Here is a 12526-nt window from a genome sequence, read left to right on the forward strand (position 1 = left end):
GGCTTGCATGCCTGTAGAGCAGGCTAGCCCATCCGCCAATCATCGCCCGGCTAGCACTTCCGGGCTGTTGCTGGGCACCTTTCACAACCAGAAGCAACAGTGAACCTTTGTGGCGGCAGTGGCTCAGTTGTGCAAAGCGCGCTTACCACTCCGACAAGGGATTGCCATGAGAGATGCCCCGTCCACCGCCCTTCCCCAGGCTCGCATCGAACGTGAACTGAGCCTGCGGGCGGTGCTCACCGGGGTAGTGCTGGGCATTCTGCTGACACCCTCGAATGTGTACGCGGGCCTTCGGATCGGCTGGTCATTCAACATGTCGATCATCGCCTTGCTGGTCGGCTTCGCCCTGTGGCAGGGCCTGGCGGGGCGCAGGAAGGGACGGCCCGCATGGACGCTGCACGAAAGCAACATCAACCAGACCGTGGCCTCGGCCGCCGCGTCCATCGTTTCTGGCGGGCTGGTCGCGCCGATCCCCGCCTATACCCTGCTTACCGGTCACCAGCTGGACCCGCTGCCGATGATGGCCTGGGTGTTCTCCGTGAGCTTCCTGGGCATCTGGATCGCCTGGTATCTGCGCCCCGCCCTGCTAGATGACCATGGCCTGAAGTTCCCTGAGGGCATGGCGACCCTGGAGACATTGCAGCAGATCTACCGCCACGGCCACGAAGCCATGATGCGGATAAAGGTGTTGTGCAGCGCCGCGTTGCTGTCGGGGCTGGTGAAGTGGATTGACGGGTTCGTCTGGGCGATTCCGCGCTGGGCACCCTCGCCTGTGCTCGAGCGCCTGACCTTCACGCTCGATCCTTCGCTGATGCTGGTCGGCTTCGGCGGCATCATCGGTATCCGCGTGGGCCTGACGCTGCTGTTCGGCGCCGCGCTGGCCTGGGGCGGGCTGGCACCGTTGCTGATCGACCATGCCCTGGTGGTGCTGGCCCCGAACGCCAGCGGCCCACAGTTCGCTGCCCTGGTGGAATGGCTGTTGTGGCCGGGCGTCAGCCTGATGGTATGCGCGACCCTGACTTCATTGTCGGTCCGCCTGTTGCAAATGCCCCGGCAAAGGCCCACCGCCCCGCTGGCAAGTCGGGCAGCGCACGCCCTTGGGCGATTTTACCTGGCGCCTGCGTGCGGGCTGTTATTGTCCATTGCGCTGGTGGTGGCGCTACAGGCGTTGCTGTTCGGCATCGACTGGTGGATGGCGCTGCTGAGCATTCCCTTGGCGATATGCCTTGCGGTGGTCGCCGCGCGCGTGGTCGGCGCCACCGGTATTGCGCCAATCGGCGCCATCGGCAAGCTGTCGCAGCTCAGCTTTGGCCTGGTCGCCCCGGGCCAGGTGGCCATCAACCTGATGAGCGCCAACACTGCCGGCGGCGCGGCCGGGCAAGCCACCGACCTGATGAACGACTTCAAGGTAGGCCAGGCGATCGGCGCGACGCCATACAAGCAACTGATTGCACAGTGCCTGGGCATTCTCATCGGCAGCGTGGCGGGCGTGCTGGTGTACCTGGTGCTGATTCCCGATCCGCAGACCCTGCTGCTTACCGAGCAATGGCCCGCACCGGCCGTGGCGACCTGGAAGGCCGTGGCCCAGACCCTGATGCAGGGGCTGGGGGCGCTGTCGCCGGAGCTGCGCTGGGCGATCGTGGCCGGCAGCGCGGCAGGCGTACTGCTGGGCGCGCTGGACAGCCTGCTGCCGCAATGGGTGGCGCGCTGGCTGCCGAGTACCGGCGCGCTGGGGCTGGCGTTCATACTGCCGGCATCGATCAGCATGATGATGGGACTCGGCGCGGTGGTTACCTGGCTGGTCGGTTGCCGTTGGCCGAGCGTTACAGAGCGGTTTGCGATCACGGCCGCAGCGGGGCTGATTGCCGGGGAAAGCATTACCGGGGTGGCGGCATCGTTCTGGGAGATGGTGCGGATGCTGTAAGTGGTTGGCATGGCGCAGCCATGCCGCAGCCTGGAAAAATTGATCTTGCTGCCGCATTGATTACTGATTGGGCGAAACAACCAGCCTAACCGGCAACTCGCCTGCAACTTCCGATAGTTCCGTCTGGAGTGCTACTGGATTCTTAAGCAAGCCGCGAGGATCATAGACGAAGAAAGTAATGGCATGGCACTTGGGATGAGCACGATACCGCGCGATATCCAGGATCAGTTCATCGGCCAGCGATCTCGCTGTCATGCTATCGCGCGTCATTTTCAGTTCAACAACCAGTCCATGCTCAGGCAGTAGAAAGTCCAGACGAGTACCACCCGCCGCCATGCTGGGAGCCGATTCCTCGGTCTTCACATTGTCGAATTCCATCCTCAACAGTGCGTTGACCAGAAACTGCACATCGTATTCATCCTCCACCTGGATGCCGTCGCGACCGCGCGAGCGGTTCTCCAGATCTTTGGCGAAACGATGAAAGCGGACCAAGACGCGCTCGACAATTTGACCGGCAGGCATGGACGGCGCGGGCTGATCAAAGGAGAAATGCGTCTGCAGAATCTGTTCTTCAAACAGGCGAAGTGCTTTAGGTGACCTTACGAAAACGTATACGGTTAGCGCAATCAACACCAACTCGCAGCATAGAAAAAGGACCAGGTATCTTACCGAGAGCGAGACCTTATATTGACCATCAAGCTTGTATTTCTTGCCGCCGCCGTCCCTCGACTCGTCCCGCGGAACCAGTTTCAAATTGAATGCGACCCTTACGCCACCTATCGGGTGGACGCCCTGCAATCCATGCAGCGCATCCAGATCGATCAGCCCTTCATTGTAGCGGGCAAGCAGCCCAAATACTTCATTGGAAGCTTGCTGATAAGACTCACTGTTGATCACCTCAAGCACCGCAGAGTTCGTGATTTCTGAATCCTCGAAAACTGGCGCCACCCACAACAGATACAGGAGCACTGGCATCAAGGGCACAATCGTGGCCAAGATCTTGGCCAGCATGCGCCAGCGACGAATTGCCATTACCCAGTCACCCGGCGTTTCGTACTCTTCACTTCCCGCAAATAATCCAGAGATCCACTTAAGCAATGTGCGCTTCTCCAACTTTCGATATCGAACGACGTGCATCATACATTCGCTATCAACCCAAGGCAGGCATTCGAAGCAATACGATAAACACGCCATTTACGACGTTCTGACCGGTGGCCACCCGGACACACAGCAGCGGCCGCGTCGCTCTGCTATACCTCATTGCCTGGCTCACCCCAACGAGGATGGATTCTCATGGAGCCACTGTGCACCACGCACCCGGGCGACGAGGACGGCGTGCCTGGCCGTTCGCCTGCCATGCAGGCGCTGCAAGCCCTGCTGCGGCGGGTGGCGCAGAGCGACCGGCCGGTGCTGATCTTCGGCCCGACGGGAGCCGGCAAGGAAGTCATCGCTCAGCAACTGCACCGTCTGAGCGCGCCGGGCAAACCGTTCATCGACCTCAACTGCGGGGCGATCCCCGAGCAATTGCTCGAGTCCGAGCTGTTTGGCCATGCCCGCGGCGCGTTCACAGGCGCGGTTGGCGACCGCATGGGCCATCTGCAGATGGCTGGGGCGGGGACTCTGTTCCTCGACGAGATCGGCGAACTGCCCCTGGCCCTGCAGCCGAAGCTGCTGCGGGTGCTGGAAACCGGGCAGTACCGGCCGCTCGGTAGCAGCGAGAGCCGGCACTTCCGCGGCAGGGTGGTGGCGGCCACCCACCGTGACCTCAAGCGCCTGGTGGCCGAGGAGCGCTTTCGCGAAGACCTGTACTACCGCTTGTCGGTGTTCGAGCTCGAACTGCCGGGGCTGAACGAGCGGCGGGAGGACATCCCGGACCTGATCGAGCACTTCTGCCGTCAGCAACGGCGACCGCTGCACTTCGATGCCGCAGCGCTGGAGCTGCTGTGCCAGCGAGATTGGCCCGGCAATGTGCGCGAACTGCGCAATTCGATCGATCGCATCGGCACCCTGGCCCCTTCACCACTGGTCGACCGGGAAACCCTCGAGCAGTTGCTGGCACCGCCCTCGCCCGCCTCTGCGCTTGCCGTAGAGCTGGCCGAAGCGCTGCTCGGGCTTGAGGGGCCGGACAAACTGGCGGCGGTGGAAACACTGCTGATCGAGCATGCGCTGAACCGCTGCAACGGCAACAAGAGTGCTGCGGCGCAGCTGTTGGGGGTCAATCGCAAGGTGATCGAGCGGCGGGTCCGGTTGCGCCAGGACTTGCGCCTGACCGTGGAGCGCTACTTGGCCGAAGGCCGCAAGCTGATCGACGGGGCGGACTTCCGCGGCGCCCTGGGCCCTTTGCAGAAAGGCCTGGAAGTAGCCGAGCGGGTCTACGAGGGCAAAGACCTGTGGCGTTTGCAATTTGAGTTGCACCGGTTACTGGGAGTCAGCTTTCGCAGTATTGAGGGCTGGTTGAGCATCACCAGCCTGGCCAGCTACCGGGACGCCCAGGCCTTGGCCGCGCGCCAAGGCCAGGCGCAAGAGATGGCGTCGGTGTCGTTCGGGCTGTGGACCACCCTGTTGATGGGCCTGGAACTGGCAGAGGCCCGCGCTACGGCACAACAGATGCTGCAGCAGGCGCAGATAGCCGGTGGCGAAGCACTGCGCATCGAGGCCCACCTGGCCATGGCCAACACCCTGTTCTGGCTCGGCGATTTCGAGGAAAGCCTGGCCTGCCTGACGCGCGGCAGGCTGCTGGAGGACGACCAGGCCAGTTGGCCATCGAACCAAGGGCTGGACCTGGTGGGCCTGGCCCGCACTTTCGAAGGCCTGGCCGCCTTCGAGCTGGGCCTGTTCAGCCAGGCGCGCCAGGCGCTGGCCCGCTTGCAGTCCCGCGCCGAGCAGGCGGTCGACAACCCCTTCAACCGCGCGGTCGCCCTGCAGGGCGCGGCCTGGCTCGCCGCAGTGCTGGGCGAGCGCGATGCACTCGGGCGCCAGGCCCGCGAGCTGGAGCTGCTCAGTGCGCGCCACGAGTTCTCCTTCTACCGGGGCGTGGGCATGATCCTGCGCGGCTATCACCAGGGCATATCGGGTGAGTACGAAGCCGGTGAACAGGCCATTGCCGAAGGCTACCAGCAGCATGTACTGCGTAACGGCGGCCTGTTGTTCCATGGCTTCCAGGCCTGGAAGCGCGGCGAAGTGCTGTTGCTGGGCGGGCGTGCAGAGGCCTGCCTGGAACTGGTGGATGTCGCCCTCGACCTGGCCCAGGACCATCAGGAGCGCGCCTACCTGTGCGAACTGATGCTGTTACGCGGCCGGGCGCTGCTGGCGCTTGGTGACGACCGCGAAGCCGAGGCGACCCTGCGCGTCGCCTTGTCCACCGCACTGACCCTCGGCGTGGTGCCGGCGCGGCTGCATGCCGCCTTGGAATTGGCCCGGTTGCTCGAACGCAGCGAACGTGGCGCCCAGGTGCAGTCGATCCTGGTGCGCGCGCTACGCGGTCTCGACCCGCAACTGGACTACCCGCCCGCCAGCACCGTGCGTAGCTGGCTGGCACGTTTGTCGAGCTGACCCCCTCAACCCGAAAGCAGGAGCACGATCATGGCGTTTGAGCTGGAGCACAAGGATCTGCAAGCGTTGATCAACGGTGGTTGTTTCTTTGGCAGTGGTGGTGGCGGCACCTTGGCGTCGGCCCGGCACTTGCTGGCCGCGTTCAATGTCGGGGAATTCTACCCGCGCGACCGCGTCAGGGTGGTCACGGTGGATGAGGCCCGTGCCGGCGACGCCGCGGTAGTGGCGTACATGGGTGCACCGGAAACGATCGGGCGTTGCCAGTACCCGCTCGGGCCGATTCAGGCCCTGGAATGCTTGCGCCAGCGCCTGAACGAGCAGGGCCGCGAGCTTGCCTATGTCGTGCCGCCGGAAAGCGGCGCGCTGGGCTTTCTGGTTGCGTGCCTGGCCGCCGCCAAGCTGGGCCTGGCGGTGGTCGATGCGGACGGCGCCGGGCGCGCGGTGCCCTCATTGCCGATGCTCACCTTCGCTGCTGCCGGTATACCGCCGCGGCCGGCGTTCGTGGTCAGCCAGGGCGGACTGGTGGTGGAGCTGAATGTGACGCCGCCGGCCAAGGCCCAGGGGTACGCTGAAAACGCCAATGTGATCGCCGAGCAAATGTTGCGCCCTGTGGTCGGCTCGCCGGCGTTCGGTGAGTTCGGTGGCCTGGCGCTATGGTGCATGAGCCCCGACCAGCTGCCTTCCGCGCTGCCGCTGCGCGGCACCCTCAGCCGCGCCCTGGCGCTGGGCAGAGCCCTGGCTGCGGGGCAGTTGCACACTTGCCAGGCCGTGCTCGACTGGCTTGGCCAGTTCGGCCTGATGGCCCGCTGCCTGTCCCGCAATGCGCGCCTGACCCACGCCGGCGTGACTACCCAGGGCGGCTTTGACATCGGCCGCATCGACCTCGACAGCCCGGAAGGCAGCTTGCGCCTGTGCTACGAGAACGAGTCGCTGTTGCTGTGGGACAAGCACCAGCCGCAACCGCTGGCCATGGCCCCGGACAGCATTGCCTGGTTCTTCGAAGGGCCGGGGCCGGCACTGGCCTCCAACGGCGACCTGGTGCGCGCCGACGGCTCGCTGGACCCGAGCTATGCCGGGCGCGGTGCCTGCCTGGTCGGCTGGCAGGCGGCGGCGCCGCTACGCCAGCCCGGTGGGTTGATCGCGTGGAGCTTCGAGCAGTTGCTGGCAGACCTGGGTTACATGGGCGCCTACCGAAGCATCGAGCAACTGCAGGAGTTACGACCATGAGCCTGCGTATTGCGGTTCTCGCGCCGGTCAACAGCAGCAACTACAACGAGGGCCTGCTGGCCTCGATAGCCCCAGTGGTGCCCCCGGATGTCGAGGTCCAGGTGTACAACATCGACCAGGGCAGCCCGTGTATCCAGAACCGGCTGAACCTCACCGAGAACGCCCTGGCGGTGGTGCGCCTGGCCCAACAGCTTGAGCAGCAGGGGTTCGACGGCATCTGGCTGAGCGATTTCGACATGTGCGGCGTGGAGCCTGCCCGCGAAGTGATCGATATCCCGATCATTGGCGGCTTCCCCACCTCCGCGTTCAGTGCCCTGGGGTTGTGTCAGCGGTTTTCCATCATCACCATCCTGCAGAGCACCCTGGCCCTGCAACGCGGTCATGTGGCCAGTTATGGCCAGAGCATCAATTTTGCCTCGATCCGAGCCATTGACTGCCCGGTAGCCCAGTTGGGTGATGTGGAGGTGGTACTGGTCAAGGCATTGCAAGCCGGGCTGGCTGCCATCAACGAGGATGGCGCGCAGGCACTGTTGCTCGGCTGTACCGGCTTCATGGGTGTCGCCGAGCGCTTGTCGAAGCTTATCGAACAGGACCTTGGCTGCTACGTACCGGTGCTGGACCCCAACCAGTGTGGCTTCGGCTTCCTGCTGTCGCTGGTGCGAATGAAGGTGCGACCGAGCCGTTTGTGCTACGCCAGGGCGCCCCTTGGCTGAGGTGGCCGGATACGTCCGCCATGGGCTCCCCCAGGTGGACGAAAACGTCCACCTGTACCCCTGCTTTTCGGCCTAACTGGTTGAAAGGAAAGCGATCACCAGCCTGGCATGATCGATGCTCCTGTCACTGGGCCGAGCGCGTGACCCCACACGCTCGGCCCACATGACAAGGAGAGCATCATGAGCACTGACTACTATGTAGACTTCGACAACCAGACCAACGATACCTGGACCCTCGCGGTCTACCAGACCTTGCCAAGCTCGGTAGGGCTCGACAGCGTGTCCTGGAAGCAGACCACCGTGCCCACCCAGGGCTTCAGCGGGGTGGAGTGGACCATCGACTACAACGTGGTGATCGCCAACTATCGGCAGGTCGGTGGCGTCGGGGTGTACAAGGCTAGCCAGACGCTGTCGACGCAGCTCGGATCGGTCTGGGACTGTGTGTTCAAGGACAACGTCCAGCAACTGGTGCTGGGTAGCGGCTCGGCGCCCGGAGACAGCATCCAGATCAACAACAAATCGAACTTGCCTGCCAACCTGGGTATCGGCATGAGCGGGCAGGGTTCGGTGTTCAAGCCGGATGTGGTCGGTAGCGGCCAGGCTCAGTTCAAGGTGACACCGACTTATTACCTGGGGCTGTTCCAGAAGGTACAGCTGGGTGAAGTCATCAGCAGCAACGTCGTTGTCGGCCCAAGAGAGATCAAGTTCCCCAGTGGCATGAACTGCGCAACCGCAACTGCGCGCATGGACGGCGCCAATATAAAACTGACCATCACCTACTCCGAAGTGACCAAAGTATCCTACGAGGCTACCCAACGGTTGATCGCTGCCCGCCAGGAGCGCCTTGGCAGGGTTCTGGAACACGCCTGAAGCTGCGGCCGGCGCGCAGCAGCGCGCCGGCCTGCTGTCGCCGGATTCGGCAAGGAGCTGAGAATGAACAAACCCATAGAAATCGCCACCATCAACGCCGGCCCGCTGGCGTTTACCGCCGACCCAAAGGTGAGTGGCGCCCAGTTACTGGACTTCGTCCATACCGTGGATCAGCAGATCCAAAGCGTCACCAAAGGCCTGGTCGAGCAGTTGAAGAAGGAAAAGATCAACGCCCGCGTGGCGCAGCAGGGCCGTGACTACCTGATCATCCAGGAGGGCGTCAGCCCAGCTTCGCTGTCGCAACACGACAGCGTGGAGACCGATCCCGCACCACAACCCTCGCGGATCCGCATTTACGTCCGCAGTAGCGACGCACCGCCCACCATCAATGCGATGCGACTGTTCTTCCGTGACTGGCGCGCAGTGGCGGGCTTGATCGCGGTAGGTGGCGCCTGGTATGGAGGGCAGTGGTTGATGCAGGTGCGCCGGCAGGACCAGTAGAAGCGCCCGTGGATGCGATGGGCTGCTGCCCGGCAGCCCATCGCGCGTTCACGCTTGACCCATACCCTTCCCCCGCCACATGCTCGATCGCTCCACCCACGCTCAAGGAACGATTGCATGAAGCTGGAAACCCTCGCCATCCACGCAGGCTTCAGCCCCGACCCGACTACCCGGGCAGTGGCCGTACCGATCTACCAGACCACTTCCTTCGCCTTCGACGACACCCAGCACGGCGCCGACCTGTTCGACCTGAAGGTGGCCGGCAACATCTACTCGCGCATCATGAACCCCACCAACGACGTGCTCGAGCAGCGCATGGCCGCCCTGGAGGGCGGGGTTGGCGCGCTGGCGGTGGCCTCGGGCATGGCGGCCATCACCTACGCCATCCAGACCGTCGCCGAGGCCGGCGACAACATTGTCTCGGTGGCCAAGCTGTACGGCGGCACCTACAACCTGCTGGCCCACACCCTGCCACGCATGGGCATCCACACCCGCTTTGCCGCCCATGACGACATCGCCGCCCTCGAAGCATTGATCGATTCGCGCACCAAGGCGGTGTTCTGCGAGTCCATCGGCAACCCTGCCGGCAATATCGTCGACATCGCCGCGCTGGCCGAGGCCGCCCACCGCCATGGTGTGCCGCTGATCGTCGACAACACCGTGGCCACCCCGGTGCTGTGCCGGCCGTTCGAGCACGGTGCCGATATCGTCGTGCACTCGCTGACCAAGTACATCGGCGGCCACGGCACCAGCATTGGCGGCATCGTCATCGACTCCGGCAAGTTCCCCTGGGCCGACAACAAGGAACGCTTCGCCCTGCTCAACACCCCCGACCCGTCCTATCACGGCGTCACCTACACCGAAGCCTTCGGCCCCGCCGCCTTCATCGGCCGCTGCCGGGTGGTGCCGTTGCGCAACACCGGTGCCGCGCTGTCGCCGTTCAATGCCTTCCTGATCCTGCAAGGCCTGGAAACCTTGGCCCTGCGCATGGAGCGTCACACCGAGAACGCGCTGAAGGTCGCCCGCTACCTGCAAGCCCACGAGCAGGTGGCGTGGGTGAAATATGCAGGGCTGCCCGACCACCCCGAGCATGAGCTGGCCCAGCGCTACACAGGCGGCAAACCAGCGTCGATCCTGTCGTTCGGCATCAAGGGCGGCCAGGCGGCCGGCGCGCGCTTCATCGATGCGCTGCAACTGGTGGTACGCCTGGTGAACATCGGCGACGCCAAGTCGCTGGCCTGCCACCCCGCCTCCACCACCCACCGCCAGCTCAACGACGAGGAACTGGAGAAGGCCGGCGTGCCACGGGACATGGTGCGCCTGTCGATCGGCATCGAGCACAGCGACGACATCATCGCCGACCTGGCCCAGGCGCTGGAGGCCAGCCGCGGTTGATTCATCTGCGCCCTACCCAATGCCTACGGCGGGCGCACCTTTCGCACATATGGATAGCCCTGCGATGACCCTGTTCTACCTCAAGCTGATCGTCACCCCGCTACTGATGTGGGCCATCTCCCTCGCCTCGCGTCGCTGGGGCGGCCTGCTCGGCGGGTTGCTATCCGGCCTGCCGATCACCTCGGCACTGGTAATGACCTTCCTGTGCCTGGAACAGGGTACGGCCTTTGCCCTGGGTGCGGTGCCCGGCGCGCTGGGCGGCCTGGCGGCGGTGCAGGCCACTTACACTTTCTACCTGTTCGCTACACGCAGGCTCGGCATCGGCCCGGCCGTATTACTGGCGATGCTGTTCTATGGTGTAGCCGCCTATGCGTTTACCCACGGGGGCAACCTGTACCTGTCGATTGCCGTGGCGCTGGTGCTGATTGGCGTGCTTATACGCGCCAGCGGCCGCGAGCCCAGGCCGGATGCCCTGGCCCGGCCCCGGCAGCGGTTTTGGGAGATCCCTCTGCGCATGGTGTCTGCCACTTCGTTGCTGATGGTCATCACAAGCCTGGCCAACTGGCTGGGCCCGGCGGCCAGCGGCATGCTGGCGCCGATTCCGGTGATTGCCTGGCCGCTGGTGGTGTTCGCCCATGTGCAGAATGGCCGTGCAGGAATGGCGGCGATGGTGCGGGGCAATGCGATCGGGGCGGTGGGGGTGATTGCGTTTTATCTGGTATTGGCAGGGCTGCTCGATGGCTGGGGTGTCGCAATTGCCATCAGCCTGGCCATGCTTTGTGCCGTGATCCTGACCGTGGGGCTGGCGGCTGCGTTGCGACGGGGGTGATACGCCGGCGCGCATGCCAGGACTGCGTCGATTGGGGCTGCTGCGCAGCCCATCGCAGGCAAGCCAGCTCCTACCGGATCACTACAGCCTTCAAGGCAGATGCAGTACCTGTGGGAGCGGGCGTGCCCGCGAACACCGGCGTAGCCGGTGCCATGCACCGCGTTGGATTCTTCGCGGGCATGCCCGCTCCCACAGGATCACCACAGCCTTCAAGACTGCCACAGTACCTGTGGGAGCGGGTTCACCCGCGAACACCGGCGTAGCCGGTGCCATGCACCGCGTTGGATTCTTCGCGGGCAAGCCCGCTCCCACAAATCACCACAGCCTTCAAGGCAGCCACAGTACCTGTGGGAGCGGGTTCACCCGCGAACACCGGCGTAGCCGGTGCCAGCCACCGCGCTGGATTCTTCGCGGGCACGCCCGCTCCCACAGGATTACCACAACCTTCAAGGCAGCCACAGTACCTGTGGGAGCGGGCATGCCCGCGAACACCGGCACAGCCGGTGCCATACACCGTGTCGGATTCTTCGCGGGGAAACCCGCTCCCGCCCTGCCCTATCAATGGTCATTCCCTGCGCTGATCCAGGTCTACCGCAGGCTGCTCCACGCTCTGCCTGCCGTCATCAGCCAAGCTGTCTTCCTCCTGCCAATCACCACCCTCTTCTTCGTTCATGAGCGGGTCGTCGTCAGGGTCTGGTATGGTCGGGCGGTCGGGGTCAACGGCCGGGTCAGGTGAAGTGGGCATGTCCGGGTTCGTGCCGCCTTGGGCATTCGGATCGGGGCTCATCGCTGCATACCTCGCTAGAAAGGTGTGAACCGCATTCGTTCCGGCCAAACCCCGTCAGCGAGGCTGCGGGTGCTCGGCAGAAACCGAATTGTTGGCCTGCACGTCCTCCATCTCCTCCTCGATCGGGCCTTCGTCATCCGAAGGTAGCGGGACCTCTCCGTCACCGCTGCCGGGCTGGGATTCGGTTTGCTCGAGGCCGGGGTCTTTCTGATCGTTTGCCATGGAAGTTCTCCTGGGTTTGCGCATTGATCGCGCATACAGGTCGGACGGAAAACGGCCACCAGCAGTGCCTTGGGTTCGACAGGTGGCGCAAAAGGCCGGGGTACCGATCATGGTCCCATATAGAGCTAAACCATTATTCAGAGACGTTTCCTACAAGCTTTTAGGAAGCCCAATGCCTCTCTGGAAAGCGATTCCCCGTTAGTGTTCAGAGGTCGACAAGGACCTGTCCAACACGAGGATCGCTCATGACCATCAGCCAACGTATTGCCCTCGCGATCGCCGAAGCCGGGCTGCCGCACGACCAGTGCATGTTCTGCGAGCGCCAGGGCCTGCCGATCCTGCCGCTGCGCCGCGCCCTGGTGCCCGATACCCGCCCCGAGTGTGTCTCCACCGTAGCGGATAGCCGGCATATCTCGACAAAGATCGGCTTGCGCACCTTGCGCAGGGGCTTCCTGTATGTGCTGCTCGATCAGCAGGTCTGGCATGCCTATGCGGTCAGCGAGCAG

The 12526-nt window shown here is 64.0% G+C and carries 12 protein-coding genes; 9 read left to right on the top strand and 3 right to left on the bottom strand.

The genetic code is table 11. The features are described from left to right. The first annotated feature begins 166 nt into the window (after positions 1-166). On the top strand, positions 167-1924 hold the full coding sequence (locus CAG46_RS22040) for an OPT family oligopeptide transporter (protein ID WP_085619453.1): 1758 nt from the start codon (positions 167-169) through the stop codon (positions 1922-1924). A 60-nt stretch (positions 1925-1984) separates the two neighbouring features. Here the strand turns inward: CAG46_RS22040 and CAG46_RS22045 are convergent, their stop codons facing one another. After that, positions 1985-3064 (bottom strand): hypothetical protein, encoded by a 1080-nt coding sequence (locus CAG46_RS22045; RefSeq protein ID WP_085619451.1) that lies wholly within the window; start codon positions 3062-3064, stop codon positions 1985-1987. Positions 3065-3217: 153 nt separating this feature from the next. Between CAG46_RS22045 and CAG46_RS22050 the strand changes: the two genes are divergently transcribed. The 7 genes from CAG46_RS22050 (at position 3218) to CAG46_RS22080 (ending at position 11011) form a co-directional block, all read left to right on the top strand. Beyond that, positions 3218-5476, top strand: a complete 2259-nt coding sequence (locus CAG46_RS22050; protein ID WP_085619449.1) for a sigma-54 dependent transcriptional regulator — start codon at positions 3218-3220, stop codon at positions 5474-5476. 30 nt (positions 5477-5506) lie between these two features. Further along, a complete protein-coding gene (locus tag CAG46_RS22055) occupies positions 5507-6703 on the top strand; it encodes a DUF917 family protein (protein WP_085619447.1) in 1197 nt (398 codons plus the stop codon). Further along, positions 6700-7416: an aspartate/glutamate racemase family protein gene (locus CAG46_RS22060; protein WP_085619445.1), complete on the top strand. Its 717-nt coding sequence runs from the start codon at positions 6700-6702 to the stop codon at positions 7414-7416. Before CAG46_RS22055 ends, CAG46_RS22060 begins: the two co-directional genes overlap by 4 nt. A 180-nt stretch (positions 7417-7596) precedes the next feature. Continuing rightward, positions 7597-8286: a hypothetical protein gene (locus tag CAG46_RS22065; RefSeq protein ID WP_046614039.1), complete on the top strand. Its 690-nt coding sequence runs from the start codon at positions 7597-7599 to the stop codon at positions 8284-8286. Positions 8287-8349: 63 nt separating this feature from the next. Continuing rightward, positions 8350-8787: a hypothetical protein gene (locus CAG46_RS22070; protein WP_085619443.1), complete on the top strand. Its 438-nt coding sequence runs from the start codon at positions 8350-8352 to the stop codon at positions 8785-8787. Between the two features lie 117 nt (positions 8788-8904). Further along, entirely contained in the window at positions 8905-10182 is a 1278-nt protein-coding gene (locus CAG46_RS22075) for a bifunctional O-acetylhomoserine aminocarboxypropyltransferase/cysteine synthase (RefSeq protein WP_013972022.1), read from the top strand. 64 nt (positions 10183-10246) lie between these two features. Continuing rightward, entirely contained in the window at positions 10247-11011 is a 765-nt protein-coding gene (locus tag CAG46_RS22080; RefSeq protein WP_085619441.1) for a hypothetical protein, read from the top strand. A gap of 565 nt (positions 11012-11576) precedes the next feature. Here the strand turns inward: CAG46_RS22080 and CAG46_RS22095 are convergent. Then, the gene (locus tag CAG46_RS22095; RefSeq protein ID WP_170978830.1) at positions 11577-11756 is read right to left on the bottom strand and encodes a hypothetical protein; all 180 of its coding nucleotides are present in this window, start codon (positions 11754-11756) and stop codon (positions 11577-11579) included. Between the two features lie 96 nt (positions 11757-11852). After that, positions 11853-12020 (bottom strand): hypothetical protein, encoded by a 168-nt coding sequence (locus CAG46_RS28955; protein ID WP_178080719.1) that lies wholly within the window; start codon positions 12018-12020, stop codon positions 11853-11855. 245 nt (positions 12021-12265) lie between these two features. Here CAG46_RS28955 and CAG46_RS22100 point away from each other — a divergent pair. After that, the coding region (locus CAG46_RS22100; RefSeq protein ID WP_143493569.1) for a toxin VasX at positions 12266-12526 on the top strand (261 nt) is incomplete at its 3' end.

It is taken from the genome of Pseudomonas sp. B23(2017) (assembly GCF_002113725.1).
Lineage (GTDB): Bacteria > Pseudomonadota > Gammaproteobacteria > Pseudomonadales > Pseudomonadaceae > Aquipseudomonas > Aquipseudomonas putida_Z.

Bases quoted from the DNA above. Each gene is read 5' to 3' on its own strand.
- CAG46_RS28955 (WP_178080719.1), bottom strand. From the start codon at position 12,020: ATGGCAAACGATCAGAAAGACCCCGGCCTCGAGCAAACCGAATCCCAG.
- CAG46_RS22075 (WP_013972022.1), top strand. From the start codon at position 8,905: ATGAAGCTGGAAACCCTCGCCATCCACGCAGGCTTCAGCCCCGACCCG.
- CAG46_RS22065 (WP_046614039.1), top strand. From the start codon at position 7,597: ATGAGCACTGACTACTATGTAGACTTCGACAACCAGACCAACGATACC.
- CAG46_RS22060 (WP_085619445.1), top strand. From the start codon at position 6,700: ATGAGCCTGCGTATTGCGGTTCTCGCGCCGGTCAACAGCAGCAACTAC.
- CAG46_RS22050 (WP_085619449.1), top strand. From the start codon at position 3,218: ATGGAGCCACTGTGCACCACGCACCCGGGCGACGAGGACGGCGTGCCT.
- CAG46_RS22045 (WP_085619451.1), bottom strand. From the start codon at position 3,064: ATGATGCACGTCGTTCGATATCGAAAGTTGGAGAAGCGCACATTGCTT.
- CAG46_RS22040 (WP_085619453.1), top strand. From the start codon at position 167: ATGAGAGATGCCCCGTCCACCGCCCTTCCCCAGGCTCGCATCGAACGT.
- CAG46_RS22055 (WP_085619447.1), top strand. From the start codon at position 5,507: ATGGCGTTTGAGCTGGAGCACAAGGATCTGCAAGCGTTGATCAACGGT.
- CAG46_RS22080 (WP_085619441.1), top strand. From the start codon at position 10,247: ATGACCCTGTTCTACCTCAAGCTGATCGTCACCCCGCTACTGATGTGG.
- CAG46_RS22095 (WP_170978830.1), bottom strand. From the start codon at position 11,756: ATGCCCACTTCACCTGACCCGGCCGTTGACCCCGACCGCCCGACCATA.
- CAG46_RS22070 (WP_085619443.1), top strand. From the start codon at position 8,350: ATGAACAAACCCATAGAAATCGCCACCATCAACGCCGGCCCGCTGGCG.